Source organism: Pedobacter gandavensis, assembly GCF_014172405.1.
Classification (GTDB): Bacteria; Bacteroidota; Bacteroidia; order Sphingobacteriales; family Sphingobacteriaceae; genus Pedobacter; species Pedobacter gandavensis.
This window is the reverse complement of sequence record NZ_WNXC01000001.1, coordinates 1835871-1861148: the sequence shown is the minus strand read 5'-3', so window position 1 is coordinate 1861148 and position 25278 is coordinate 1835871. Positions and strand designations below refer to the sequence as shown.

The window sequence follows — 25278 nt, the reverse complement described above, 5'->3', positions numbered from 1 at the left end:
CTAATTGTTTTGTAAAAGGACCAACTGAAAAGTCATTAGGTAATAGCGATTTTCTTTGTGGCCATTACAGCATAAACCATGGGGATTTTGTTTTCCAGGTGTGCAATTCTGTATTTCCCAGGTTCAACTTCTAGTAGGTGTTGTAAACAATTATATGGTGAATAATCAAATTCATCTAAGGAATTGATTTCCATATTATTTTTGATCAAGGCATTGATCACTTCCCCCAAACCATGGTTCCACATCACGTATTCTTGAGTGATTTCTGCTTTCTTATTAGCATAGGTTCCAGTTTCCGTTTCCAAAATAGCTCCTGAGTTAAGGTAATTGTAAGCTATTTTTTCAAAATTGTCATCAAACATCCAAACTACAGGATGGAACTCCACGAAAATTAATTTACCTCTTGGCTTTAGAAACCTAGAAATTATTTTTGCCCATTTATCCAGATCTGGGAGCCAGGAAATCACACCATAGCTTGTAAAAACGATATCAAATTGTTCATTCAAATGATTCGGTAACTGATAGATATCGCAACAAATGAAGTTAACTAGCGAAGCTGATTTTTTTGCTAGCTCTTTTGCGCTGGCGATAGACTGATCAGATAAATCTACAGCGGTAACTTTTGCCCCCATTTTAGCCAAGGAAATAGAATCTTGTCCGAAATGACATTGCAGATGGAGAATTGATTTTCCTCGAATGTCGCCAAGCATAGCCAACTCTACAGGTTTTAAAGAAGAATTTCCTTTTAGAAAGCCCTCAACATCATAAAAATCAGATTCCAAATGAGCAGTCGTTCTAGCATTCCAGGACTGCCTATTGATTTCAAGGTAATTGTCTTCGGTTTTCATACTTCAATGACTTGGTTATTCAAATATGATAAAAAATAGGATAAGAAACAGCAAAGCGGCCACATCACCAATTAAGGGATGCGGCCGCTTTATTTTGTATTAACAATTACTGATTAAGGTTTATCGTTGGTCAGTTCAAAACCCCAGGTTTTTCCTTTTTCTGTCGCAGGAATTCCTGAAGTCATCCAGGCTGGAGCTTTAGCACCTTTCAGATAATAATCAAAAAACTGTTGTTCTCTGATTTGGATGTCCTTTCTATTCTGACGTTGAACCAGGTTATGTGCTTCACCATTATAGTTTAGCATCCATACAGGTTTACCTAAGCGTCTTAAGCCACTAAACATCTCAATTCCCTGATACCATGGTACGGCGCCATCTGCGTCGTTCGCCATGATTACTAAAGGTGTATTTACCTTTGGTAAGAAAAATAAAGGAGAGTTCTCTATATACAGCTCTGGTTTCTCCCAAAGGGTAGAACCAATTCTACTTTGCGTTTTTTCATATTGGAATTGTCTGTTCATTCCGCTTTCCCAACGCATTCCACCATAGGCAGAAGTCATGTTGGCTACTGGTGCACCTGCCCATGCTGCAGCATACATATTTGTGCGTGTAATCAGGTGTGCCACTTGGTAACCGCCCCAGCTTTGTCCCTGGATTCCAATCTTGCTGCCATCTACCCAAGGGTTTTTCTTTAAGGCTTCTACACCAGAATTGATAAATTCTTCAGCCGATTTACCTGGATAACCTGTTTCATAAGAGATATCCGGAGCAAATACCAGGTAACCATTACTTACAAAGAAAGAAATGTTCAGTCTCGAAGGTGTAGGAGCAGGGGCTTGATAAGAGAATAGGCCATCAGAAAGTTTCTCATAGAAATACACAATCATCGGGTACTTCTTAGTTGGATCAAAATTCTCTGGTTTATATAAAATTCCTTCTGATTTGTAACCTTTAGGTGTTTCCCATTTCACCAATTCGGCAGTTCCCCAGTTGTAGTTTTGTTGTTGAGGATTGGTGTTACTCAATTTGATCTCTGTTTTTAGATCTTTTGAAACATATACATTTGGCGAAACACTATAGTTTCCTTTATCGTAGATATACATTTCCGCATCCTTGGCTTTGGCTAAATCTGAGTATTTGTATTTCTCCATCACAATCATTTCTGGGTTTTTCTGATCACCAACATTGGTTTTATAGAAACCATTTTCCTTAGTGTTGTTGTTAAAAGCATCCATTAAAATATGTTGCTTTTTCTCCAGAAAACGGCTTTCCGGATCTACCTTTTGATAACGGAAAGTTAGCTTGTTTTGTCTGCCGAAACCGTTGGTCATATTTTTCGCCGGACTTTTCCCATCTGGAGAGAACTCCCATATATCATATCTATCGTAGATTAAGACAGTCTTATCATCCGCTGTCCAGGCCGCCACACCATATGCTGAAGGATCATCTGGTACATCATTTTCTTCATCCACCAATTTCACGGCTAAACCATTGTTTAGCGTAGTTACCTTGCCGGTAGCCACTTGATAAGTTGAATAAATACCTGTTTTTTTATCAAAGTAAAGCACATATTTACCCGCTGGTGAAGCCATTGCAGAGCCAGAAAGGGCTTCAATGATTTTCTTTCTAGCACCCGTTTTGACATCTACCAGGTAATAATCTTTGATCGTACTTGCGGTCCATTGTTGTTGAATCCTATTGCCGAAATCAGTAGAGGCCAATGCGAAAGGTGCATTTCCTTCGTTCATTAACATTGCATCAGGAAGCTTTACATCCGTTAAAGGAACGATTCTCGGTTCACTGTTGAAGATTTCAATGGTAGTCAGGTAAGTTCTTTTCGCTTCTTTATCTGCATTTTTCAACTGCATTGGTTGTAGGTAATCGTCTTTATAACCCCAGATGTCTAGTTTCGCGTTTTCGAAATCCACAAGCGTGGTGTCTTTTGGTGTTTTAACAGGAGCGATTCCGAAGAATAACTTTGTACCGTCCTTGCTAAAATTAACACGGGAATCACCACTTACCGCCCATTTTGCCGGCATACCAGGAATCGCATTGTCTACCAGAATCTGTGCGGTATCTAAAGAAAGAGAATTGTAGTACACATTGAAAGTCTTGATCTCTGCTTTCTCTGGACTTTGTTCACCTACGAAGGCCAAATATGCGCCATCCTCATTAAAAGCAAAGTTTTTGAATGTGCCTTTTCCTTTGACTAATGTTTTCAGTGTTCCTTTTTCTGTATTCAAAACAAATACTCCTACTGGAGCCGTTTTGTCTTTTTTAGCACCAGTACAAGCAAATATAAATTGCTTGCCATTTTTGCTGAAAGCATACTCGCTTACATATTTGAAAGTGCGTTCTACACCAGTATTCAGGTTTTTAAAGATCAAATCTGTTCCTTCAGTTTTGCTGGAAGCACCTGCCGGATCATCATCTGCGAAAAAGTCTTCTGTATCTTTTTTCTTATCTGTCGTCGCAGGTGCAGGAGTTTTCTTAGCCGTATCCATAGGTTTTTCCAATTGATATGCTAAAAAACCAAAGCCTTTTTCTGGCATTTTAAAAGATTTCACGCGGGCAATCTTTAGCACAGCCATACTGGTTAAATTGGCAATTCCTAAACTGTCTTTAGGTTGATCATCCGCTTTTTTCTTTTTAATTTTTGCCTGACGAATATCCTTTTGAAAAGGCTTAATGGTAAATACTGCATATTTTGAATCTGCACTAAATTGTGCATTTGTACCACGGTTTACTTTGAGTTTTGAGTGGTTCAGTAGGTTATTCAGGTATAAGTTCGCATCTCCTTCTTGTTGGTTAATGCCATACATGGCCCACATGCCATTGTTGCTAAGTTGTTTTGACCCCACAGATTCCCAGGTATCATAAACACTATGATCCAGTGGTTTTTTCTGCGCATAGGCTGCGCTGGCAAACAAAAGGAGAAGTAGTGTAAGTTTTTTGTGCATCATAAAGACTGTTTTTTCTAGTTTATTTCTTCAGGTTTAAATTTCTGATTTTTTAGTGCTATATCCGCATTTTACACCAAATTATTACAATGCAAAATTGGCCTTAAATGCAAAAAGCACCTCGAAAGGTGCTTTTTGCAAGGTCTTAAAAAAGACTATTTTTTCTTAGCCTGAGTTGCAGCTTGTTGTTGCGAACGCATATAGTCATCTAATCTCGATTGGAATTTAGATTTCTTCTTGGTCTCCGCAGGTTTTGTTTTGTTCTCCTGTAAAGTACGGTGAATCTTCTCATCATCTACCATAGATTTGATCAGGAACTGTTGAGCAAATGTCAACATATTCGCCAGGAAGTAGTAATAGTTTAATCCTGAAGGATAGCTATTCAAGACCCCTAAGAAAATGATTGGCATGATGTAACCAATGTATTTCATCTGACCTGTTGCACCTGAAATCTGGTTGTTGAAATAAGTATAGATCAATGTTGAAATCGTCATCAATACACACATTAAACTCAAGTGATCTCCGATAAATGGAATGGTGACACCAAATTTGATGAAATCATCATAAGTGGAAAGATCTTTCATCCATAAGAAGCTTTCTCCTCTTAACTCAAACAAGTTAGGGAAGAAGAAGAAGAAGGCCATTACAAAAGGCAATTGAAGTAGCATCGGTAAACAGCCCCCTAGTGGATTTACGCCTACCTGCTTGTACAATTTCAAGTATTCTTGTTGTAAAAGTGTTGGGTTATCTTCACCGACTTTAGCTTTAATCTCATCCATTTCTGGTTTAAGAATTCTCATCTTAGCCATAGAGATGTATGATTTATAAGTCAATGGAGACATCGCCAATTTAAGGAGGATTGTCAGGATCAGGATGATCAAGCCATAGTTCCATCCAAAGCCTTCCAGGAATTTAAACACTGGCAATACGATAAATCTGTTGATATATTTTAAAGGCCAGTAACCCATATCAACCAGTTTTTCAATTTCGTGTCCTTGTGCTTTTAACCTGTCGAACTTATTGGTACCGAAGTAGAAATCCATCGCATAGCTTTGTGAAGCTGACTGACCGAAATGCATTTTCATATCGGCATCATAACGTTTGATCTCACCAGGTTTGGTAGAATCTGTAATGGCAAGTCTACCACTTTCAAAACCATCTTTAGAAATCAATACTGCAGAGAAAAATTGTTGTTTGAAAGAGAACCATTCAACTTTTCCTTTTTTCAACTCTTCAGTTTGATCTTTAGCAACGCTCAAATGATCCGGACTTGCATTCGTGTATTTGTAGAAAGGAGCAGAGTGCTCTTTTTCTTTCTTAGCAGATTTTTCTTGCTCTAATAACGTTGCAGACCAGTTCAGTGAGATAGAATCTGTTTGGATCACTTGATTTAAGCCGTTCAAACTAATGTTAAACGCAACATTATTCGACTTAGGTTTTAAATCGTAAGTATATTCAATGTATTTATCTCCTTGGTAAGTGGCACGCATGCTCACTTTGTTGTCTGCTACTGTTGGTGTAAAATAAAGATCATCGGTGTTTAATGTTTTACCATTTATGTTCATTTTCAAACCGAACTTATTCTGGTCACCGTCAAATAAAATAACCGGGTTTCCATTGTAAGTTTTTACACCTTTCACTTGTACGGATAAAATCTTACCACCTTTATTGGTCAGGGTTAATTTTAAGTTCTCATTCTCTAAAACAGTAGTTTGAGGAGTACCTGTGATGCTGCCACCAAATGGTCCTGATAATGTTGCTGAATCAACAGCTGGTGTTGCCGCTGCTATTGAAGGAGCAGTAGTTTTTGTGGCTGCATTAACTTTTTTCAAAGAATCTGCGGCAATTCTTTCCTTTTCTTTGGTGATTTCAGTCTGACTAGGACCAAAAAAGTAAAAAGAACCGGCCAAAACGATCATGATCAGGAACAGGCCTGTAAACGTATTTCTATCCATTATTGTTATTTAAACTCGTATTATTTGATTTTTTTCTTCGCAAATTCCATCGCGGCGGCGACAAATTTAACAAAAAGTGGGTGAGGATTAGCAACTGTTGATTTTAATTCTGGATGAAATTGTCCACCAACGAAGAAAGGATGGTTTTTAAGCTCCACAATTTCTACTAAATGACTGTCCGGATTTAATCCTGAAGCAATCATTCCTGCAGCTTCATACTGCTCTAAGTATGCATTGTTGAACTCATAACGATGTCTGTGACGCTCAGTGATGTGAGCCTTGCCATAAGCTGCATAAGCTTTTGTACCTTTTTTAACATCACATGGATAAGAACCTAAACGCATGGTACCACCTTTATTGGTCACATTTTTTTGGTCTTCCATCATGTTAATTACCGGATTCTCTGTGTTTTCATCAATTTCAACAGTATTCGCATTGGTTAGTCCCAATACATTTCTACCGAATTCAATGACTGCACATTGCATTCCTAAACAGATACCGAAGAAAGGAACATCATTTTCACGAACATATTTAATCGCATCAATTTTTCCTTCAATACCACGGCTACCAAAACCTGGAGCAACCAATACACCGTCTAAGTGTGCTAATTTTTCCTTGGTATTATCTGCATAGATCCCCTCAGAATGGATATATTCTACTTTTACTTTACACTCATTTTTAGCACCTGCATGTACAAACGATTCAATAATCGATTTGTAAGCATCAGGAAGCTCTACGTATTTACCAATCAGACCGATTTTAACTTCTGAAGTAGGGTTTTTCAAACGACCAAGGAAGTCTTTCCAGCTTTCCATATCTGGTTCGTTTTTCTGAGCCAGCTTCAATTTACTCAATACCGTTTTGTCTAATTGCTCCTTCATCATCAACAATGGAACATCATAAATGGTCGAAGCATCGATAGATTCAACAACCGCGTTGATATTTACATTACAGAATAACGCGATTTTCTTACGGATATCCATATTGATATGGTGTTCTGTACGACAAACCAGGATATCTGGTTGAATACCATATTCCAATAATGCTTTTACCGAATGTTGTGTTGGTTTTGTTTTCAATTCACCTGCGGCAGCAAGGAAAGGAATCAATGTCAAGTGAATTACAATCGCATTGTTAGCACCCTCTTCCCATTTAAACTGACGAACAGCTTCAATGAATGGTAAAGATTCGATGTCACCAACGGTACCACCAAGCTCTGTAATCACGATGTCGTATTTACCAGTATCACCTAAGATGCGCATGTTGCGTTTGATCTCATCAGTGATGTGTGGAACTACCTGAACCGTTTTTCCTAGATACTCACCTTGTCTTTCTTTATTGATTACATTTTGATAAATCCTTCCGGTGGTAATGTTGTTTGCCTGCGAAGTTGGAATGTTTAAGAAACGCTCATAGTGACCAAGGTCAAGATCTGTTTCAGCACCATCTTCAGTCACAAAGCATTCGCCATGTTCGTATGGATTTAATGTTCCCGGATCGATGTTGATATACGGGTCAAATTTTTGAATGGCTACACTGTAACCTCTTGCTTGTAATAATTTGGCTAATGAAGCGGAGATGATGCCCTTACCTAAAGAGGAAGTAACACCGCCCGTAACAAAAATATACTTAGTCATGTTTGTGATTTTCTGAATATAAAAGCAACTTTATAGGCTACTTTTATTGTTTTTGTACGGGATACAAAGTTAGCAAATAAAACGGAAGCTGAAGGGCTAAATGTGGAAATATTGTTGATGTTGCAAATTCCAGACATAAGCACTTATTGCTGATAATGTTAGAGTGTGAAACCGTAGAGCCGTTTTTTCACCTCTTCTGGCTTTTGTTTTTGCGGTTGCTCATATCGCGTTAATATTTCTATTAATTTATTGAATTCTTTTGGGGTATCTGTTTTTTTTCCTTTTGAAGGCGGGTTAATTGCCAGCGATTGTTCTGTATAGGGCGTTACTTTGGTGGCAAACCAGGTGCTGAAATAGCGAGGAATAGCCAATCCAAGGATCATACCAGGTAAGCCGCTGAAACCTTCCGGACCACCTTTTAATAGAATTTCATCCGTATAAAAAGCCACCACATAGACGGAATCATTGATGATGCCTACCGCTTTTCTGCAATCATAACCGGCAATATTTCTGATGTCATGCATGATTTTCCATTCCACTTTTGGAATGCTATCATTTAAGAGGTAATCCTCTCCCCAGATTTTCTTTTTGATGATTCTTTTTTGCTGGTCATAATTGGCATATAGTTCATTTTCGGATTCTTCTATTGATCCAAAAAAGGAATTTTCATTTGACTCTTCTTCTTTTTTTGAGGGACGAAAAATGGATTTCGAAGAATCAAATGAGAATTCCCAATGATTGATCTTGTATTTTTTCATCCTTTCTCTAGCCTCCTCTGAAAGGCCGGACTCTGCCCATTGCCGCTGTACATTTACTTTTTTCTCAAAGATGATGGTACCATTCCGAATGAAAAGCTGCTGTGCCTTTACCGCAGTAAAAGAAATTGAAAAAATTAACAGACAAGCCAGTTGTTTCATGATCATTATGGGTTAGCCGGGGCTTTAGTAAAGTTACCACTTAAATTCCAGTTTATGCCAATCAGTACATAACGTGGAATATAGCTAAATGTGTTTGAAGAAATGAGGTTTCCGCCCACAAAGCGATTATAACCAATCTTTTGATTGAGGATGTCAGTTGCCGTTAGTTTTAGCTCAAATGCTTCATTTTTTCCTAGTTTAGTTGCTAAATAACTGTTAAGGATGACCACATTCAGGTCTGTTCCGAATGATGCATTGGCTGGACGAAGTGAGATGGATAAAGTAGTGTTAAACTCTGAACGATAAGGCAATTGCACGGTTCCAGAAAATTCATGATTATGGATGATGCTTTTACCATCATTAAAGCCCCCGATGGAAGAAGTTCCATACATAATCGATGCAGAAGGAGCATAGGAGAGGTCTATTTTTGAGGTGTAATAGTTGAAAGTACCTTTAACATTGTATTGTGTATTGATGGTTTTATTGCGTACGCCATTCAATTTGGCGAGGTTTTCGGAGCGATAAAAGCCCAGGTCTAGCCCCATACGGAAATGAAGCTTCGAAAATCCTTTGGAATAATACACATTTCCGCTCAGTGAATTATTGCCATTTAAATTCACAAAGCTGGAAACTCTTTTGGCAAAATCATCTACAATTTCGGAGGTCACAATGGCATTGTTTGTAAAACCATAATTTAGATTCGCGGAAATAAATTGGTCAAAATTCATGAGGTAACTACTGTAAGAAATCGCAAAATTATTAGTGAATGAAGGTCTCAAGGAAGAATTACCAATTACCTGATATAAAGGCGTGTTAATTTGAATTACGGGTTGTATCTGCTCGATACTGGGTTGCTGCGTAAACCCATTGTAGTTCAGTGACATACTGGTGCTGTTGCTGATCTTATAAAAGAGATTAGTTCTTGGAGATAGGTTGAGGTAATTGCGTTGAAAATTACTATTCTTGTCTATATCCTTGAGTTCAAAATTGGTTTGTGTGGCTTCCAGACCACTTGAGATAGAAAAACTTTTCACTTTGTACTGAAAAATCAGCTTGCCAATATTCGAGAAGTTAATGAATTTAAAGTTATTACTGAGAGAGTCTACTTTTTGAGGGCTTCCTGTAACGGCATCATAAACTAACCTATTGCTACTTGAGGCAATGGTTTTAAAGGTATATCCGGCTTCCATTGACCAGCGTTTGCTTAACAATTCCGCATAGCTGATCCGGGTTCCAATGGAATTTTGCTGGCCTGAATTGTCTTTGATCAGGTTGATGTCTTCACTGCGGTTCCATTGCCCTTGCGGGTTGTAGTACTCCGTATGGTTCACGCTGCGTTCCAACCCTTCGCTGTGTTGGCTTTCTGGTTGAATATCTATCGACAATATTCTTCCTTTTTTCTTAAACTTTTTGGACCAGTTGATATTACCGTTAAACAAATCGCCTGAACCCTCTCCAATATTTGATTGGTTATTCTGACTGATGGGTAAGCCAAATTGATTGGTGCTGCCATTCAGGCTTCTGGATTCGTTATAAGTCCGATTCTTTTTTAGGCCAAATGATACTTTTAGGATGGATAAAGAGTCGGTGTGATAGGTATAAGTACCACGGATATTTTCTCCGGTAACATTAGAATGATCGTCCGTCCTACCTGTACTCGTGAATTTCTGCCCAGATGGGAGTAACTCTTGGGAATCGGAAGTTTTATGATTGGTGTTTTTATTGTCAAATACTTTGATATTTAATTTCAAACCCATCTTATTTTGATGAAATTTATCTGAAAAATGAGCGCCTAAGTTGATGTTACTGGGAAGCCCGCCGGTAGAGGAGTAGTAATCGTCATCATCATCACCGCCAGAAGAATACATGATGGAACTGCCATCGTCTCCAATCTCAATCTGGTCATAATCCTCTCCTTTCAGTTTACGCATAGAGTTGTTGATCTTTGAATCATTATCCAGGTTAGAATAAGTGCCAAAAATGGCCATCTTCAATTTACTTTTAAACGCGCCAATCATGCCGCCATAATCTTGAAAGGCATCGGTTCCTGCATTGGCATCCAGGGTGGTTAGATAACCATTCTTTGCATTGTCTTTAAGTTTGATATTGATGGTTTTTTGCTTGATACCATCGTCAATTCCAGTGAGTTCGGCAGTCTTGCTTTTTCGTTCATACACCTGGACTTCATCTACCGCATTCGCTTTTAAATATTTGGTCGCCAGCAAAGGGTCGTCGCCAAAAAACTCATCTCCATCTACCAATACGGTTTTCACCTCTTTTCCCTGGGATTTAATCGCACCGTTTTTATCTACTTCCATTCCTGGAAGTCGTTTCAACAGTTCCTGTACATTGGCATTGTTCCGCACAGCGAAACTATCAGCTTGAAAGACCAGGGTGTCGCCACTCATTCTGATGGCTTTTTTTGTGGCTGCAATGACCACCTCATTGAGTAATTTTGATTTTAATTCCATGTTTACTTGCCCGAGGTCAACGATGGTATCTGCTACAATGCTGATGTTGCGAAGATAATCGGCCATTTTAGGGTAACTGATCAACAGCTGATAATTGCCATTTCTAATATTTCCCCATTCGAAACGTCCGTTTTTGTCAGTACGGGCAGTTTTCACTAATATAGAATCCGCAGACCTGATCAACAGGACTGCACTATTTTCAAGAACCTTTTTTTCTAAAGTATCAGCAACGAAACCTTTGATGACAGATTTTTGTGCTAAAGCGGTAAATGAAAATAAAGTGAAAAATATATAAGTGAAAAGTTTTTTCAGCATAATTTACCGGCTATTCCTCCTAGTGATTTCCTAAATCTAACAACATTTTTTTTGTCTCTATTAATTTTTAATCATATTCTTTTAAGAATTTTAAATTAGAAGCGTTGGTAGTTAAACTTTTAAAGGGTGCTGGGTGAGGGGAATCATTCAGTGTTTGAGGTTTTTGAGTCTGGATCGTCCTATGGAGAATGCCAGAAGAAGTTGAGGGGCAAAAGTTTGCTGCATAAAAAAGGCCCGAATGAAATCCGGGCTCTTTTGTTAAAGTATATTTGGTTAGAATATGCGGTTTTGGGTTGTTGTTGTTTTAATAATGTGGTCTTTGATTATTTAAATATAATGCAAAATATACTTTAATCACAATATAATTTTCAACTTTTTTCATAAAGCGAATGAAAATATCTGATAATCTTGCTTTGTAGCCTTTTCCGGAAGGATAATAGCTGAAATTAAATTTTACTTACAGCAGCTATAATAGGGTAAAACCTGTTTTTTTTGTGCCGACCAGGCAATGTAAACTTCAGTTTCATTGGATAATCGGTATTTAAAACCATTGAGTCCAGTACGTTTTAGCTCATTATAAAAGTCTTTATCTGGTGTGTGCTGGTCAGGATTCTCATTTTCTGTCACTGCAGGTTCCAAAAAGTTCTCATCATCCAGAAACAATTTCAATTCCTGCTGCATAAATTCTAGTTGTTGCGCTTCCTTTTTAAGATCCAACGTAGAAGCGTAATTTTTCAAAAGATCAGTTGCTTTAAAGTCCTTTTGATAAATTATGGAACCATCATGTGCCGTAATCCTAAAATTCATGGTCATGTTGGCCGGTTTTTCTCCTTTTAAGACTACTTTAAACGTATCTAGTAATAAGGTGTCACTGAATGCTTTTAATACCGTCTGGCCCTTTAGATTGCTTTTTAAGTCCTCCGCCGAAGCAGTGGTTTTATTGCCTTTGCAGGCGGCAAGAACACAGAGGAATAATAACAGATAGGTATAATGTTTCTTCATAAGGGGAAAATTTTAAGCGCCCAATATCTTTTTAAGGTCTTCAGGGGTGTCTATAGCAATCGTTTCAAAATCAGTTACCCTGGTTTGAATCGCATAACCGTTTTCTACCCATCGCAACTGCTCCAAACTTTCTGCAATTTCTAGAGAAGAGGGAGGAAGTTGTGTGATTTCCTGTAATACAGGCGCAGTATATCCGTAAATGCCAATATGCTTGTAGAACAAATGTGCTTGTAGCCAGTTTTCTTTTTCTGTATTTCGAAGGTATGGAATGGTCTGCCGACTAAAATAAACGGCTTCTTTTTTTGCATTCAGCACCACTTTCGGCAGGTTATGGTTAAACAGTTCCGCTTGTGTATGGATTTCCTTGATTAAGGTGGCCAATTGAACTTTTGGATCTGTAAAGCAGGAAACCAATAAGTCTATTTGTGCCGGGTCTATAAAGGGTTCATCACCTTGAATGTTAATCAGGACTTCAAAGCCTGGAAGTTGTCGCGCAACTTCTGCACAGCGGTCTGTACCACTCTGGTGCTCAGTCCCAGTCATGATGTATTCCGCACCAAAGCTTTTCAATTCTTCAGCAATACGTTCATCGTCGGTAGCCACCACCACTTTATCCAGTCCTTTGGCTTTTAATGCCTGTTCATAAACCCTACGGATCATGCTTTTCCCCTGAATGTCCACTAATGGCTTTCCGGGGAAACGCGTAGAAGAAAAGCGGGCGGGAATTACACCAAGTACCTTCATCTTAAAATAAACCGTTTATTTCTGCATCAATAGATCGGATAATACTGCCCAAATCTTCTGGGTTATTCGTGAAATCAAGTTTGTTCTTATCCAGGATCAGTAATTTTCCCATATTGTAATCTTTAATCCAGGCCTCATATTTTTCATTTAGTTTCGATAAATAATCAATACGGATACTTGCCTCATATTCACGGCCACGACGCTGGATGTTATTTACTAACGTTGGAACCGAAGCACGCAGGTATACCAATAAATCCGGTGGTTTAATAAATGAAGTGATGTTTTCAAATATATCACGGTAATTGTTATGGTCTCTGGTTGTCATTAAGCCCATTTCATGAAGATTCTCCGCAAAAATATGCGCATCCTCATAAATAGTTCTATCTTGAATCACATTGCGTTTATTGTTCTCAATGTCCACAATCTGCTGGAAACGACTGTTTAAAAAGTAAATCTGTAAGTTAAAGCTCCATCGTTTCATATCGCTGTAAAAATCTTCCAGATAAGGGTTGTCTTCCACTTCTTCGTATAATGCTTCCCATCCGTAATGTTTGGCAAGTAATTCAGTTAAGGTGGTTTTACCGGCACCAATATTTCCAACTATAGCTATATGCATATTTTAATTATTTAGGTAGCTACTGTAGCTATATGATCTAATTGTAGGACTAAAAGGATTTGAATCCAATCAGTTCTCTTGCTTCTTTAATGGTTTTTTGTGCGCTTTCTCTAGCTTTTAATGCACCATGTTTTGCTACCTGACGTAAATAAGACGTGTCCTTAGAAAGTTCTTCAATTTTTTCACGGATCGGGCTATTAAATATGATCATGTCTTCTGCTAATTGCTTCTTGAAATCGCCATAACGAATCTCGCATTTGTTATATAAAGCATCGAAATGAGCCATCGTATCTGCTGGCGAAACGATTTTCATAAGGTCAAATAAATTTTGAATCGCTTCTGGTTTTGGCTGATTCTCTGCTGTTGGTCCGCCATCTGTTACTGCACGGGAAACCTTTTTACGGATCACCTCTGGACTGTCAGCTAGATAAATACAGCTTCCCTCGCCAGAAGATTTACTCATTTTTCCTTTTCCATCTAATCCTGGAACCTTAACCAGGTTCTCTGAATAGTTGAAAGCAAAAGATTCAGGGAAAAGGTCTGTATTGTACAGTCTGTTGAAGCGATTTCCGAAGGTACGGGTCATTTCAAGGTGTTGTTCCTGGTCTTTTCCTACTGGAACTTTAGTGGCTTTATGGATTAAAATATCAGCAGCCATTAGGGTAGGGTAGGTTAATAAACCTGCATTCACATTATCAGACTGAGATCTGATTTTGTCTTTGAAGGAAGCACTGCGCTCCAATTCGCCCAGGTAGGCGTTCATATTCAAGTATAAATACAACTCTGCAACTTCAGGAACGTCAGACTGAACATAGATGGTGGTTTCTTCCGGGTTGATTCCGCAAGCAAGATATTCTACTAATACATGTTTTACATAACCATGAAGATCGCCAGGAGTTGGATGTGTGGTTAAAGAATGAAGGTCGGCAATGAAAAAATAACAATTGTAATCATATTGCATCTTTACAAAGTTTTTAACCGCACCAAAATAATTTCCCAGGTGTAATTTTCCTGTAGGACGTATCCCGCTAACTACCGTTTCTTTCATGCAACGAAATTAAGAAAAAACAGGTATTGGGGAGGCGTATAATTTCATTTTTATCTTTTATAAATTGCTTTCGAGCGGAATTTACATTGGTATGAGCATTTTAACAGTCTTCTCTTTAAAAAAATAGTAGCTTTGAATCAATGATCCGCCTCCTAAAGCATAGCCATCGCCTCTATTCTATCTTTATTATTTTATCGCTTTCGGTAGTTTTTTATCCGTTTTACTATGTTTCTGCCATGTCTCCAAAGGGTTATTTGACGCTAAATAGGCTTAGAAAAGCGAATAGTTTCCTGAGTAGCTGGCTTACGGGTATTTTTTTTAGGTTCACTTTTGAACAGCCGCTAGACAAGAATCAGACTTATATTTATTGTGCGAATCATACTTCCAATCTGGATATCATGATCTTTTGTATCCTTGCTCAGGGGAAATTTCATTTTATGGGGAAGGATGCATTGTTGAAAAATCCAATGCTGAAAATCTTTTTTAAAACGATTGATATCCCAGTAAACCGAGATAGTAATATATCGGCATTTCGTGCTTTCAAAAAGGCGGGAGAGCGACTGGAAGCCGGTTGGAGCCTCATTATTTTCCCGGAGGGGGGGATTGATGCCAATCATTATCCGCCTGTTTTGCAGTCTTTTAAGAATGGTCCGTTTCGCCTGGCCATTGAAAAGAATCTGGCCATTGTTCCTGTCAGCTTATCAGATGTATGGAAAAAAATGTGGGATGACGGTTCAAAATATGGTAGTACGCCCGGAATTTGTGATATTTACATCCACCAGCCGGTGGTTACCGCTGATTTAACGATAACAGATGCAGATCAATTAAAAGAACGCATCTTTGATTTAATAAATAGTAAACTCCTTTTGAATGACCATAGATAAAGAAACGATATATAAAGTGGCTGACCTGGCCAGAATCGCCATAGAAGAGAAAGAAGTCGATAGTCTAATGGGGGATATGAATAAGATCCTTACCTTTATGGAACAGCTCAATGAGTTGGATACTAGCGGTGTAGCGCCGTTGGTGTACATGAATGAAGAAGAAAATGTTTGGCGTGAAGATGTGGTGAAACAGGAGATTTCTGTAGCAGATGGATTAAAAAATGCAGCGAAACACAATGAAAACTTCTTTATGGTGCCTAAAATCCTAGAAAAATAAAGCCGGATGTAACATTCCGGGATAGTTTGCCGTCTAAAACAAAAACCGAATAATTTAGCTACCAATGGAAAAAGCGTTAATCAACATCAAAGATATAGGCCGTAAATACGTGATCGGATCAGAAGTGATCCATGCTTTAAAATCAGTTTCATTGGATATCCAAAAAGGTGAGTTTGTGGCATTAATGGGACCTTCAGGTTCCGGGAAATCTACATTGATGAACATTTTAGGTTGTTTAGACACCCCAAGTAAAGGTACTTACGTGCTGAATGGCATCAATGTAAGCCATATGACCGAAAATGAACTTGCAGAAGTTCGTAATAAGGAAATCGGCTTCGTATTTCAGACTTTTAATCTATTACCGCGCTCCACTTCTCTGGATAATGTGGCCTTGCCATTGATTTATGCAGGTGCAAATAAGAAGGAACGTGATGCAAGAGCACAGAAAGCCTTGGAAAATGTAGGTTTAGGAAATCGTGTGACGCACAAACCGAATGAGCTTTCTGGTGGTCAGCGACAAAGGGTGGCCGTGGCCAGAGCTTTGATCAATAACCCTTCTATTATCCTTGCCGATGAGCCTACAGGTAACCTGGATACTAAAACATCTGTAGAGATTATGGGCCTGCTGGAAGAAATTCATAGTAAAGGGAATACCATTATTCTGGTTACGCATGAAGAAGACATCGCGCAACATGCGCATCGTATTGTGAGGATGCGTGACGGTTTGATTGAAAATGATTACTTGAATACAGACATCAAAACAGTTTCTCCGCGCCTGGTTAAATTAGAGGAAAGTGGTGATGACTTCGAAAAAATTGGTTAATTTTCCAATATGAAGATATATACCAAAACCGGCGACAAGGGTTTGACCTCCCTGATCGGTGGAACCCGCGTGCCTAAATTCCATTTGCGCATCGAATGCTATGGAACGGTAGATGAGCTGAACTCTTATATCGGACTCATTATGTGCCAGGATATTGATCCGCACCATCAAATTGTACTGAAAGAAATCCAGGATAGATTGTTCACTGTTGGTGCAGCATTGGCTGCCGATCCAGAAAAATCTAGGATGAAAATCCCTGATCTACACGATACTGATATCGCTTTACTCGAGGAAGAGATGGATAGCATGAGCAAGGTATTGCCAGCATTAAAACACTTCGTATTACCTGGAGGTACAACAGTAGTTTCCTATTGCCACTTAGCCCGTTGTGTGTGTAGGCGTGCGGAAAGGCTGACGGTACACTTGGCTTCTGAGAGCTTTGTTGACGAAAAAATGACGATATATTTGAACCGTTTAAGCGATTATTTATTTGTTTTGGCACGTAAACTGAACTTAGACGCAAAAGCACCGGAAAACATTTGGATTCCAAGGCTCTAAAAATGGTTGAAAAAAAGTTTGTTTTGCTCAGGTTTTTTAATATACTTTTGCGAAACGAATAGAATAACTTAATTAGGATAGGAAATATGTATTGGACACTAGAACTCGCATCGCATTTGGAAGACGCTCCATGGCCTGCAACAAAAGATGAATTAATTGATTACGGGATAAGATCAGGCGCACCAGTAGAGGTGATTGAGAATTTACAAGCTTTGGAAGACGATGGGGAACCATATGAAACCATTGAAGAGATTTGGCCAGATTATCCTACTAAGGATGACTTCTTCTTCAACGAAGACGAATACTAATCTTTAACGATTTTATGAAGTAAAGGTCCTGTAAAATGCGGGGCCTTTTTTTTGTGCCAGAAATTTTTGGAATGATGATTGTTTAGGTAATGTCATGGGTTATTAAAATAACCTTTATCAGTTCATCTAAAATACAGATCTTAAATTTAAACGTTATGGGAAATTTACTTTATTTAGTGGCAGTAGTGCTAGTGATATTATGGGTGATAGGGTTCTTCTTTCAAGGATTTGGACCAAATGTCGGTAACTTAATTCATGTTCTTTTAGTGATTGCCGTAATTGCTATCATTCTGAAAATAATTAATAGAGCAGCTTAATCAGCTTATTTTTTAATATAGTTCAAGGCCTTTGATATTTTCAGAGGCCTTTTTTTTTAAAATGGAAGCGATCTCCAGGTCTTCAGGGTAAGTGATCTTTATGTTTTCACGATTTCCTGCGATCATATGAATCGTATAGCCGGAATACTCAACCACCGATGCATCATCAGTGAATTCATTTCTGAATGGTTGCTGATAAGCTTTTCTTAATATATCTACCGTAAAGGTTTGAGGAGTTTGGATCATCAGCAGGTTTTCCCGATTTAAAGCTTCCGTTTTACCTTCTGGATTGATGCTCCTCACGGAGTCGGTAGATTGAACTCCAGCAACAGCATTGCCATGCTCCTCAGCGGCAATAAAAGAACGTAAAATCAGGTCGGCAGATAACAATGGGCGTACAGCATCATGGATAGCCACGATTCCTTTGCCTTTAATGGCCTTTAAGCCGTTTTTAACGGAGTGAAAGCGTTGTGCTCCACCCTTGATCACCAAATGCTTTATGGTGAAGCTATGGGTCTTGCAAAGCTCCTCCCAGTATTGGTGCTGGTGAATGTTTAAAACCAATAGCAATTCAGGCTGTAATTCAGAGTTTGCAAAGGCCTCGAGGGTATGCATCAGGATTGGTTTGCCATCCAGCAGCAAAAACTGCTTGGCAACATCACTCTGCATTCTCGATCCGGAACCTCCTGCGACTATAATTGCGTAATACTTCATGGTTGTGGTCTTAGACAAATGTCTGTGTGTGGGTAAATAGGGTTTGAGCTAAAACAAAAATAGGAGATCCAAACCTGTATGGTCCAAAATCTCCTATTTTATTGGTTATATTTTTAATTAGATGATCAACATCGCATCTCCATAACTGTAGAAACGATATTTTTCTTTTAAAGCTACTTCATAAGCATTTCTTACATAATCATAACCACCAAAGGCACTTACCATCATCAATAATGTTGATTCAGGAGTGTGGAAATTGGTAATCATTGAATTTGCAATACTGAAATCATAAGGAGGGAAGATGAATTTACTTGTCCAGTCATTTGCTGGTTTTAGCATTCTTCCTGAAGAAACTGCAGATTCAATTGCACGCATAGAAGTAGTTCCTACCGCACAGATTCTTCTTTTCTCTTCAATCGCTTTGTTCACGATATCTGCATCTTTCTGCTCAATGATGAATTGCTCAGAATCCATTTTATGTTTCGTTAAATCTTCTACCTCCACAGATCTGAATGTACCTAAACCTACGTGTAAGGTAACTTCTGCAAAGTTGATCCCTTTCAGTTCCAAACGTTTCATCAACTCTCTGCTGAAGTGTAATCCTGCTGTAGGAGCCGCAACTGCACCTTCATGCTTAGCGAAGATCGTTTGGTAACGCTCTTTATCCTGAGCAGTAGCTTTACGCTTGATATATTTTGGAAGTGGAGTTTCTCCTAGAATTTCAATGTTTTTTCTGAACTCTTCGTCAGTACCGTCAAATAAGAAACGAATGGTACGTCCGCGGGAAGTGGTATTATCTACTACTTCTGCAACTAATAGATCGTCATCACCAAAGTATAGCTTGTTTCCAACACGAATTTTACGAGCAGGGTCTACTAAAACGTCCCATAAACGCAACTCTTTGTTCAGTTCACGTAGCAAAAATACTTCAATTGTTGCACCTGTTTTTTCTTTGTTGCCGTATAAACGTGCAGGAAAAACCTTGGTGTTGTTTAAAATCATGACATCCTGGTCGTCAAAATAACTTAAAACATCCTTGAATATTTTATGTTCAATTTTGCCACTATCTTTATGCAAAACCATTAAACGGGCTTCGTCCCTATGCTCTGAAGGATTATTGGCAACTAATGATTCAGGTAGATTAAACTTAAATTGAGATAACTTCATATTTTTTCGATGTGATAATTAAGGGCGCAAATTTACAAAATATAATTTTCTTTTCCATATATAATACTCATAGTCTGTCCTTGAATTGTTAAAACTTTTAGCGGACAGGATGTTTTTTTATTAATACTATGTATTTTTTATATTATATAGTATTTCTCTGTAACCTTTTTGGCTACTTTTGGTCTAAACCCTAATTATGATTATTCTCAGACTAATAGGCGAAAGTTTTCGATTTGCACTAGATGCGCTACGCCAAAATAAAACGCGTACCATGCTTTCCTTATTGGGGATTACCATTGGTATCTTCACCATCATCTTTGTTTTCTCTGCTGTAGATACCTTGAGAGGTAAACTGCAAGCAAGTATTGATAAACTGGGCTCTAGTACGGTGTTCGTGCAAAAATGGCCATGGGGTGGATTTGGTGATTATCCATGGTGGAAATATGTAAACAGACCAGAACCTTCTTTGAGAGATTATGAAGGATTAAAAGATCGTTTAGAATATGTGGAAGGGGTTTCTTATGAGATTTCTGCCAATGGTAGAACAATTAAATACAGAAGTAATTCCGTAGAAGGTGGTGCCATCAGGGCCGCTTCGCAGGATTTTAATAAAACATGGAACCTGGACTTTCAGGAGGGTAGATACTTTACCGAAAGTGAAGGGAAATCTGGCTCACCAGTCGTGATTATTGGTGCTGATATTGCCGAAGGACTTTTTAATGGTGAACCAGCAATAGGTAAGTCGATCTCTGTGATGGGAAGAAGGTTAACTGTAGTTGGCGTATTTAAGAAGGAAGGGGAAGATATGATGGGGATGTCCCAAGATAAAAATATCCTCATGCCACTTAATTTTGCGAAAGGAATTATGGATGTCGAAAGCGATAGATATGATCCTACAATTACGGTGAGAGGTAAAGATTATGTCGCTCTGGAGGAGGTGGAAAGTGAAATCAGAGGTGCTTTGAGAGGGATAAGAAGGACAAAACCAGGGGCAGAAGATGATTTTGCACTGAATAAAAGTACGATTGCATCCAATCAGTTAGATCAGATGTTCGGTGTAGTAGACATTGCAGGTTGGGTAATCGGTGGTTTCTCGATCCTCGTAGGTGGATTTGGTATTGCCAATATCATGTTTGTCTCTGTGAAAGAACGTACCAATATCATCGGAATTCAGAAGTCGCTAGGCGCAAAGAATTATTTTATTTTATTGCAATTCCTCTTTGAAGCAGTAGCACTCTGTTTGTTAGGTGGGGCTTTTGGACTGTTACTGGTCTATTTGTTTACACTGGCATTGACAGCAGGTGGTTTCGAAATGACCTTGTTTATGAAGAATATTGTGCTCGGATTTACGATTTCGGTAGTGATTGGTGTGATATCAGGGTTCTGGCCAGCGTATTCGGCATCACGTCTAGATCCTGTTGAAGCAATTCGCTCCTAATTAGGTCTTGTGTCTGCTGTCTTTTAGGATGATACTCCGCTAAGGCTGAAACCTTTTCCGCTGAAGGGCGGAAAGTTTTCTAGGCCTTCTCTGAGATCATTCCTAAAATGCAGCTAGGTTAATCGAAATATTTACTCGCTACAGTAAATAGCATAGTGGATAACAAACCAGCGGGGTTTATGGGGACCAGATAAGAGACGGCTTTGTAAGGCAAAAAAAAAAGCCGGTTTCCTATGCAGAAACCGGCTTTTTTTATAAAATATGTTGTGCTTAGCTTAACTTTGCTAAGGCTGTTTTGATTCTCAATACAGCATCTCTTAATTTATCTTCTGCAGCAGCATAAGAAATCCTGATACAATCTTCGTTACCGAATGCCTCACCTGTTACGGTAGAAACATGAGCTTCGTTTAGCAGGTAAAGACAAAGGTCTTCAGCGTTAGTGATTTTATAATCGCCAGTGCTTGTACCGAAATAAGCTTTCACTTCAGGGAAGAAGTAAAACGCACCATCAGGAAGGTTAACTTTGATATTAGGAATTTCTTTTAATAGCGCGTAAACGATGTCTCTACGGCTTTTGAATTCATCAACCATAGCGCTTACAGATTCTAAACCACCTTGGTAAGCATGTAAAGCTGCACGTTGTGCAATTGAAGAAGTTCCTGAGGTAACTTGTCCCTGCATTTTGTCGCAAGCATTAGCAATTTCTTTGTTGGCAGCCATGTAACCTACGCGCCATCCAGTCATGGCATAAGACTTTGAGAAACCATTGATTAAGATCACTCTGTCTTTGATCGAGTCAAATTCAGCAATCGAAGCATGCTTGCCTACAAAGTTAATGTGCTCATAAATTTCATCAGAGATGATATAAATGTTTGGGTGTTTCTCGAATACAGCAACCAGATCAGCAAGTTCTTCTTTCGAATAAACAGATCCTGTAGGGTTACATGGAGAAGAGAACATGAACAATTTGGTTTTTGGCGTGATTGCCGCTTCCAGTTGTGCACCAGTAATTTTGAAGTTATTTTCTACAGTTGCGTTGATAAATACAGTTTCGCCTTCTGCAAGTTTGATCATTTCTGAGTAAGAAACCCAGTAAGGAGTAGGTACAATAACCTCTTCTCCAGGGTTTACAAGGCACATTACAGCATTAGCCAAAGATTGTTTTGCGCCAGTAGATACTACGATTTGATCAAAACTATAGTTAAGTCCATTTTCTCTCAATAACTTATCAGCAATTGCCTTACGTAATTCAGGATAACCTGATACAGGAGTGTAATAAGAGTAGTTTTCGTCCACAGCGATCTTCGCTGCGTCCTTTACAAACTCTGGAGTAAAGAAATCTGGTTCACCGAAGCTAAGGTTGATTACATCGATCCCTTTTGAGGATAGTTCTCTGCCTAACTTTGCCATTTTAATGGTCTGAGACTCTGAAAGGTTATTGATTCTGTTGGATAAAAATGTCATAATATTTTGTGCGCAAGCAAATATAATTTTGTGAGAACGCAAATATATAAACCTAACGGAATTATAAACTAAAAAAAATACTTTTTAATGTAGTTTGCTGGTTAAAACGTATTTTTGACGGCTAAACTCTGCCACTTGGTACCTCAGAAAAAAGCAATACTCGTTTCTTTATGTATTAGTGTCGTGCTGATGCTGGCCAAATTTGGTGCGTATTTTATGACGCATTCCAATGCCATTCTTACGGATGCTGCGGAGAGTATTGTCAATGTATTAGCTAGCGGTTTTGCTTTTTATAGTATTTACCTCGCTACATTACCGAAAGATGAAAACCACCCTTATGGACATGGAAAAGTAGAATTTTTCTCTGCATTTGTGGAAGGAATTCTGATTGCCATTGCAGGATTAATTATCGTTTTTAAATCTGGTTATGACCTGGTTTTCCCTAGGGAAATCAAGCAGTTGTTTGAAGGAGCTGTCATTATTGGGGCTACTGGAATCATTAATATGTTGGTGGGATTTTACCTGATCAATACTGGGAAAAAACATCGTTCTATTACTTTGGAGGCAGATGGGAAACACCTGATGACCGACGCGATTACCAGTGCAGGTTTGGTGGTTGGCATTATTCTGATACAGCTTACACAGATATTTTGGCTGGATAGTGTTATTTCTATCTTGCTCGGACTCTATATCATCTACAACGGATACAAACTCACCAGAAGATCAGTAGGTGGATTAATGGATGAGAGTAATATGGAATTAGTGAAAGATATCGTTTCCATTTTACAAGAAAATAGACAAGAATCCTGGATTGATGTTCATAATTTAAGAGCACAACAGTATGGTGCAGATCTGCACATCGACTGTCACATTACTTTACCATATTATTACGACCTCAATCAGGTTCACCATGAAATATCGGCTATTGATCAAATGATCAATGTGAATGCGGAGCATACGACAGAACTTTTTATCCATGCCGACCCTTGTTTGCCGGCATGCTGCAACTATTGCAAAATGAAAAACTGTGAGGTGAGACAAGAGGCATTCCAAAAAGAAATTCCATGGACGGTGGATAATGCAACAAAAAACCAAAAACATTTCGATCAATGAGTTATTTTAACGTAAGGGTATACGGCCTGCTTATCAATGCTGACAATCAAATTTTGATCAGTGATGAGCAGTCGGGGGGGAAGATTTTTAGTAAATTTCCTGGTGGTGGACTGGAGTTGGGTGAAGGCCTGATAGACGCACTTAAAAGAGAGTTTATGGAGGAGTGCAATGCGGAAATTGAAGTACTCGAGCATATTTATACCACCGACTTTTATGAGAAATCGTCCTTCAATGACAGCCAAATCTTAAGCATTTATTATATGGTCAAAGAAATTCAGCCATTGCTGCTGGATTTTAAAACCATACCTTTTGATTTTGACGGTGAGAGTTTGCAAGCTTTCAGATGGGTAGATTTAAAAGACCTCAATGTTGCAGATGTTACTTTCAAAACTGACCAAAAAGTAGTCGAATTACTAAAAAATATTTAAGCATGACTTTAGCAGAACGAGATCAGAAAGTAATTTGGCATCCTTACACGCAGATGAAGAACGCCTTACCGCATATTCCAATTGTTAGGGGAGAAGGTGTATATCTTTTCGATGAAGATGGGAAACAGTATATTGATGCCGTTTCCAGCTGGTGGGTAAATATCCATGGACATGCGCATCCACATATTGCAAAAAAGGTATCTGAGCAATTGAGTGTATTAGAGCATGTGATTTTTGCTGGTTTTACCCATGAACCAGCAGTGCTATTGGCCGAAAGGTTATTAGAAATCCTTCCTGCGGGTCAGGAAAAAGTATTCTATACCGATAATGGCTCTACAGCTGTTGAAGTTGCCCTGAAAATGTGCCTGCAATTTTGGTCGAATACCGGAAGTACCGGGCGGACTAAAATCATCGCTTTTAAAGACGCTTACCATGGGGATACCTTTGGTGCAATGTCTGTAAGTGGGCGCAGTATTTTTACAGGACCTTTCAGCTCCATGCTGTTTGACGTAGAATTCATCGATCTCCCTACTGCCGCTAACATTGAACAGATTAAATCTAAAATCAATTACCTGAGTAATGAGGTGGCCTGTTTCATCTTTGAACCGATGGTGCTTGGTGCCGGAGGGATGCTGATGTATGAAGCGGAACACCTGGATCAATTGATTGAAACTTGTCAGAAGCATGGGATTTTAACCATTGCCGATGAAGTAATGACAGGTTTTGGTCGTACAGGAACCTATTTTGCCTGTGAAACGTTAACCAATATTCCTGATATTTTCTGTCTTTCCAAAGGACTTACCGGTGGTACGATGCCATTAGGTGTAACTACTTGTAATCAGAAAGTATTTGAGGCGTTTTTAAGTGAAGATAAACTGAAGACTTTATACCACGGACATTCTTTTACGGCTAATCCAGTGGCTTGTGCCGCTTCTTTGGCCAGTATGGATATTCTCCTGAGTCCGGAAACTTTGCCAAATATCCAGCGGATAAAAGCAAAGCATGAGATATTTGCAGCGCAGATAAAGGACCATCCGAAACTCAAAGATGTGCGTCAGAAGGGGACGATTCTGGTGATGGAATGGGAAACAGGAAATGATACTTCGTATTTAAGCGGATTGAGAAATCAATTGTATCTTTATTTCCTGGACAGAGGGATTATTTTAAGACCTCTTGGGAATATTATATACATTTTGCCCCCGTATATCATCAGCAATGAGGATTTGGATCATATCTATGAAACGATTACTCAAGCATTAAACGATATTTAAACC

The 25278-nt window shown here is 38.7% G+C and carries 23 protein-coding genes; 10 read left to right on the top strand and 13 right to left on the bottom strand.

The genetic code is table 11. The features are described from left to right. Positions 1 to 35: 35 nt before the first annotated feature. The 10 genes from GM920_RS07575 to trpS all read right to left on the bottom strand — a co-directional run bounded on the left by GM920_RS07575 (position 36) and on the right by trpS (position 14513). The gene (locus GM920_RS07575) at positions 36 to 848 is read right to left on the bottom strand and encodes a class I SAM-dependent methyltransferase (RefSeq protein ID WP_182955069.1); all 813 of its coding nucleotides are present in this window, start codon (positions 846 to 848) and stop codon (positions 36 to 38) included. A 113-nt stretch (positions 849 to 961) separates the two neighbouring features. Further along, positions 962 to 3811, bottom strand: coding sequence for a S9 family peptidase (locus GM920_RS07570; protein ID WP_235964465.1), 2850 nt, complete (start codon positions 3809 to 3811; stop codon positions 962 to 964). A 152-nt stretch (positions 3812 to 3963) separates the two neighbouring features. Next, on the bottom strand, positions 3964 to 5763 hold the full coding sequence (gene yidC / locus GM920_RS07565) for a membrane protein insertase YidC (protein WP_182955068.1): 1800 nt from the start codon (positions 5761 to 5763) through the stop codon (positions 3964 to 3966). 20 nt (positions 5764 to 5783) lie between these two features. Further along, complete coding sequence (locus GM920_RS07560) at positions 5784 to 7400, bottom strand: CTP synthase (RefSeq protein ID WP_182955067.1); 1617 nt, start codon at positions 7398 to 7400, stop codon at positions 5784 to 5786. Between the two features lie 158 nt (positions 7401 to 7558). After that, on the bottom strand, positions 7559 to 8323 hold the full coding sequence (locus tag GM920_RS07555) for a GLPGLI family protein (protein WP_182955065.1): 765 nt from the start codon (positions 8321 to 8323) through the stop codon (positions 7559 to 7561). Further along, entirely contained in the window at positions 8323 to 11103 is a 2781-nt protein-coding gene (locus GM920_RS07550) for a TonB-dependent receptor (protein WP_182955063.1), read from the bottom strand. Before GM920_RS07550 ends, GM920_RS07555 begins: the two co-directional genes overlap by 1 nt. A 453-nt stretch (positions 11104 to 11556) precedes the next feature. Then, positions 11557 to 12105 (bottom strand): hypothetical protein, encoded by a 549-nt coding sequence (locus GM920_RS07545; RefSeq protein ID WP_182955061.1) that lies wholly within the window; start codon positions 12103 to 12105, stop codon positions 11557 to 11559. Positions 12106 to 12117: 12 nt separating this feature from the next. Further along, positions 12118 to 12849 carry a 3-deoxy-manno-octulosonate cytidylyltransferase gene (gene kdsB / locus GM920_RS07540; protein ID WP_182955058.1) on the bottom strand — a complete coding sequence of 244 codons (732 nt, stop codon included), beginning with the start codon at positions 12847 to 12849 and terminating at the stop codon, positions 12118 to 12120. A gap of 1 nt (position 12850) precedes the next feature. Then, positions 12851 to 13465 (bottom strand): deoxynucleoside kinase, encoded by a 615-nt coding sequence (locus GM920_RS07535; protein WP_182955057.1) that lies wholly within the window; start codon positions 13463 to 13465, stop codon positions 12851 to 12853. A 49-nt stretch (positions 13466 to 13514) separates the two neighbouring features. Further along, positions 13515 to 14513 (bottom strand): tryptophan--tRNA ligase, encoded by a 999-nt coding sequence (gene trpS / locus GM920_RS07530; protein WP_182955055.1) that lies wholly within the window; start codon positions 14511 to 14513, stop codon positions 13515 to 13517. 140 nt (positions 14514 to 14653) lie between these two features. Here trpS and GM920_RS07525 point away from each other — a divergent pair, with 140 nt between their 5' ends. The 6 genes from GM920_RS07525 (at position 14654) to GM920_RS07500 (ending at position 17680) form a co-directional block, all read left to right on the top strand. Continuing rightward, positions 14654 to 15397 (top strand): lysophospholipid acyltransferase family protein, encoded by a 744-nt coding sequence (locus tag GM920_RS07525; RefSeq protein ID WP_182955053.1) that lies wholly within the window; start codon positions 14654 to 14656, stop codon positions 15395 to 15397. Then, a complete protein-coding gene (gene gatC, locus GM920_RS07520) occupies positions 15384 to 15674 on the top strand; it encodes an Asp-tRNA(Asn)/Glu-tRNA(Gln) amidotransferase subunit GatC (protein ID WP_182955051.1) in 291 nt (96 codons plus the stop codon). The genes GM920_RS07525 and gatC overlap by 14 nt, the downstream gene beginning before the upstream one ends. 64 nt (positions 15675 to 15738) lie before the next feature. Next, complete coding sequence (locus GM920_RS07515; RefSeq protein ID WP_182955049.1) at positions 15739 to 16497, top strand: ABC transporter ATP-binding protein; 759 nt, start codon at positions 15739 to 15741, stop codon at positions 16495 to 16497. 9 nt (positions 16498 to 16506) lie between these two features. Next, on the top strand, positions 16507 to 17055 hold the full coding sequence (locus GM920_RS07510) for a cob(I)yrinic acid a,c-diamide adenosyltransferase (protein WP_182955047.1): 549 nt from the start codon (positions 16507 to 16509) through the stop codon (positions 17053 to 17055). Between the two features lie 86 nt (positions 17056 to 17141). Then, positions 17142 to 17363 (top strand): DUF2795 domain-containing protein, encoded by a 222-nt coding sequence (locus GM920_RS07505; RefSeq protein WP_008240955.1) that lies wholly within the window; start codon positions 17142 to 17144, stop codon positions 17361 to 17363. A gap of 155 nt (positions 17364 to 17518) precedes the next feature. Beyond that, positions 17519 to 17680, top strand: a complete 162-nt coding sequence (locus tag GM920_RS07500; RefSeq protein WP_182955044.1) for a lmo0937 family membrane protein — start codon at positions 17519 to 17521, stop codon at positions 17678 to 17680. A 12-nt stretch (positions 17681 to 17692) separates the two neighbouring features. Here the strand turns inward: GM920_RS07500 and GM920_RS07495 are convergent, their stop codons facing one another. Beyond that, the gene (locus tag GM920_RS07495; protein ID WP_182955042.1) at positions 17693 to 18394 is read right to left on the bottom strand and encodes a 2-C-methyl-D-erythritol 4-phosphate cytidylyltransferase; all 702 of its coding nucleotides are present in this window, start codon (positions 18392 to 18394) and stop codon (positions 17693 to 17695) included. Between the two features lie 117 nt (positions 18395 to 18511). Next, positions 18512 to 19561, bottom strand: a complete 1050-nt coding sequence (queA, locus tag GM920_RS07490; protein ID WP_062547622.1) for a tRNA preQ1(34) S-adenosylmethionine ribosyltransferase-isomerase QueA — start codon at positions 19559 to 19561, stop codon at positions 18512 to 18514. Positions 19562 to 19757: 196 nt separating this feature from the next. Between queA and GM920_RS07485 the strand changes: the two genes are divergently transcribed. Beyond that, complete coding sequence (locus GM920_RS07485) at positions 19758 to 20999, top strand: ABC transporter permease (RefSeq protein ID WP_182955040.1); 1242 nt, start codon at positions 19758 to 19760, stop codon at positions 20997 to 20999. A gap of 270 nt (positions 21000 to 21269) precedes the next feature. Here the strand turns inward: GM920_RS07485 and GM920_RS07480 are convergent, their stop codons facing one another. After that, positions 21270 to 22463, bottom strand: a complete 1194-nt coding sequence (locus GM920_RS07480) for a pyridoxal phosphate-dependent aminotransferase (RefSeq protein ID WP_182955038.1) — start codon at positions 22461 to 22463, stop codon at positions 21270 to 21272. A gap of 189 nt (positions 22464 to 22652) precedes the next feature. Between GM920_RS07480 and GM920_RS07475 the strand changes: the two genes are divergently transcribed. Genes GM920_RS07475 through bioA form a run of 3 tightly spaced genes read left to right on the top strand, consistent with a single transcriptional unit; the run spans position 22653 to position 25275 of the window. Next, positions 22653 to 23576: a cation diffusion facilitator family transporter gene (locus GM920_RS07475; RefSeq protein ID WP_394367954.1), complete on the top strand. Its 924-nt coding sequence runs from the start codon at positions 22653 to 22655 to the stop codon at positions 23574 to 23576. Further along, positions 23573 to 24004: an NUDIX domain-containing protein gene (locus GM920_RS07470; RefSeq protein ID WP_182955034.1), complete on the top strand. Its 432-nt coding sequence runs from the start codon at positions 23573 to 23575 to the stop codon at positions 24002 to 24004. Before GM920_RS07475 ends, GM920_RS07470 begins: the two co-directional genes overlap by 4 nt. A 2-nt stretch (positions 24005 to 24006) precedes the next feature. Next, positions 24007 to 25275, top strand: a complete 1269-nt coding sequence (gene bioA / locus GM920_RS07465; RefSeq protein ID WP_182955033.1) for an adenosylmethionine--8-amino-7-oxononanoate transaminase — start codon at positions 24007 to 24009, stop codon at positions 25273 to 25275. Positions 25276 to 25278: the final 3 nt, after the last annotated feature.

Coding starts and splice junctions, on each gene's coding strand:
- GM920_RS07575 (WP_182955069.1), bottom strand. CDS start 848: ATGAAAACCGAAGACAATTACCTTGAAATCAATAGGCAGTCCTGGAAT.
- GM920_RS07570 (WP_235964465.1), bottom strand. CDS start 3,811: ATGATGCACAAAAAACTTACACTACTTCTCCTTTTGTTTGCCAGCGCA.
- yidC (WP_182955068.1), bottom strand. CDS start 5,763: ATGGATAGAAATACGTTTACAGGCCTGTTCCTGATCATGATCGTTTTG.
- GM920_RS07560 (WP_182955067.1), bottom strand. CDS start 7,400: ATGACTAAGTATATTTTTGTTACGGGCGGTGTTACTTCCTCTTTAGGT.
- GM920_RS07555 (WP_182955065.1), bottom strand. CDS start 8,323: ATGATCATGAAACAACTGGCTTGTCTGTTAATTTTTTCAATTTCTTTT.
- GM920_RS07550 (WP_182955063.1), bottom strand. CDS start 11,103: ATGCTGAAAAAACTTTTCACTTATATATTTTTCACTTTATTTTCATTT.
- GM920_RS07545 (WP_182955061.1), bottom strand. CDS start 12,105: ATGAAGAAACATTATACCTATCTGTTATTATTCCTCTGTGTTCTTGCC.
- kdsB (WP_182955058.1), bottom strand. CDS start 12,849: ATGAAGGTACTTGGTGTAATTCCCGCCCGCTTTTCTTCTACGCGTTTC.
- GM920_RS07535 (WP_182955057.1), bottom strand. CDS start 13,465: ATGCATATAGCTATAGTTGGAAATATTGGTGCCGGTAAAACCACCTTA.
- trpS (WP_182955055.1), bottom strand. CDS start 14,513: ATGAAAGAAACGGTAGTTAGCGGGATACGTCCTACAGGAAAATTACAC.
- GM920_RS07525 (WP_182955053.1), top strand. CDS start 14,654: ATGATCCGCCTCCTAAAGCATAGCCATCGCCTCTATTCTATCTTTATT.
- gatC (WP_182955051.1), top strand. CDS start 15,384: ATGACCATAGATAAAGAAACGATATATAAAGTGGCTGACCTGGCCAGA.
- GM920_RS07515 (WP_182955049.1), top strand. CDS start 15,739: ATGGAAAAAGCGTTAATCAACATCAAAGATATAGGCCGTAAATACGTG.
- GM920_RS07510 (WP_182955047.1), top strand. CDS start 16,507: ATGAAGATATATACCAAAACCGGCGACAAGGGTTTGACCTCCCTGATC.
- GM920_RS07505 (WP_008240955.1), top strand. CDS start 17,142: ATGTATTGGACACTAGAACTCGCATCGCATTTGGAAGACGCTCCATGG.
- GM920_RS07500 (WP_182955044.1), top strand. CDS start 17,519: ATGGGAAATTTACTTTATTTAGTGGCAGTAGTGCTAGTGATATTATGG.
- GM920_RS07495 (WP_182955042.1), bottom strand. CDS start 18,394: ATGAAGTATTACGCAATTATAGTCGCAGGAGGTTCCGGATCGAGAATG.
- queA (WP_062547622.1), bottom strand. CDS start 19,561: ATGAAGTTATCTCAATTTAAGTTTAATCTACCTGAATCATTAGTTGCC.
- GM920_RS07485 (WP_182955040.1), top strand. CDS start 19,758: ATGATTATTCTCAGACTAATAGGCGAAAGTTTTCGATTTGCACTAGAT.
- GM920_RS07480 (WP_182955038.1), bottom strand. CDS start 22,463: ATGACATTTTTATCCAACAGAATCAATAACCTTTCAGAGTCTCAGACC.
- GM920_RS07475 (WP_394367954.1), top strand. CDS start 22,653: ATGCTGGCCAAATTTGGTGCGTATTTTATGACGCATTCCAATGCCATT.
- GM920_RS07470 (WP_182955034.1), top strand. CDS start 23,573: ATGAGTTATTTTAACGTAAGGGTATACGGCCTGCTTATCAATGCTGAC.
- bioA (WP_182955033.1), top strand. CDS start 24,007: ATGACTTTAGCAGAACGAGATCAGAAAGTAATTTGGCATCCTTACACG.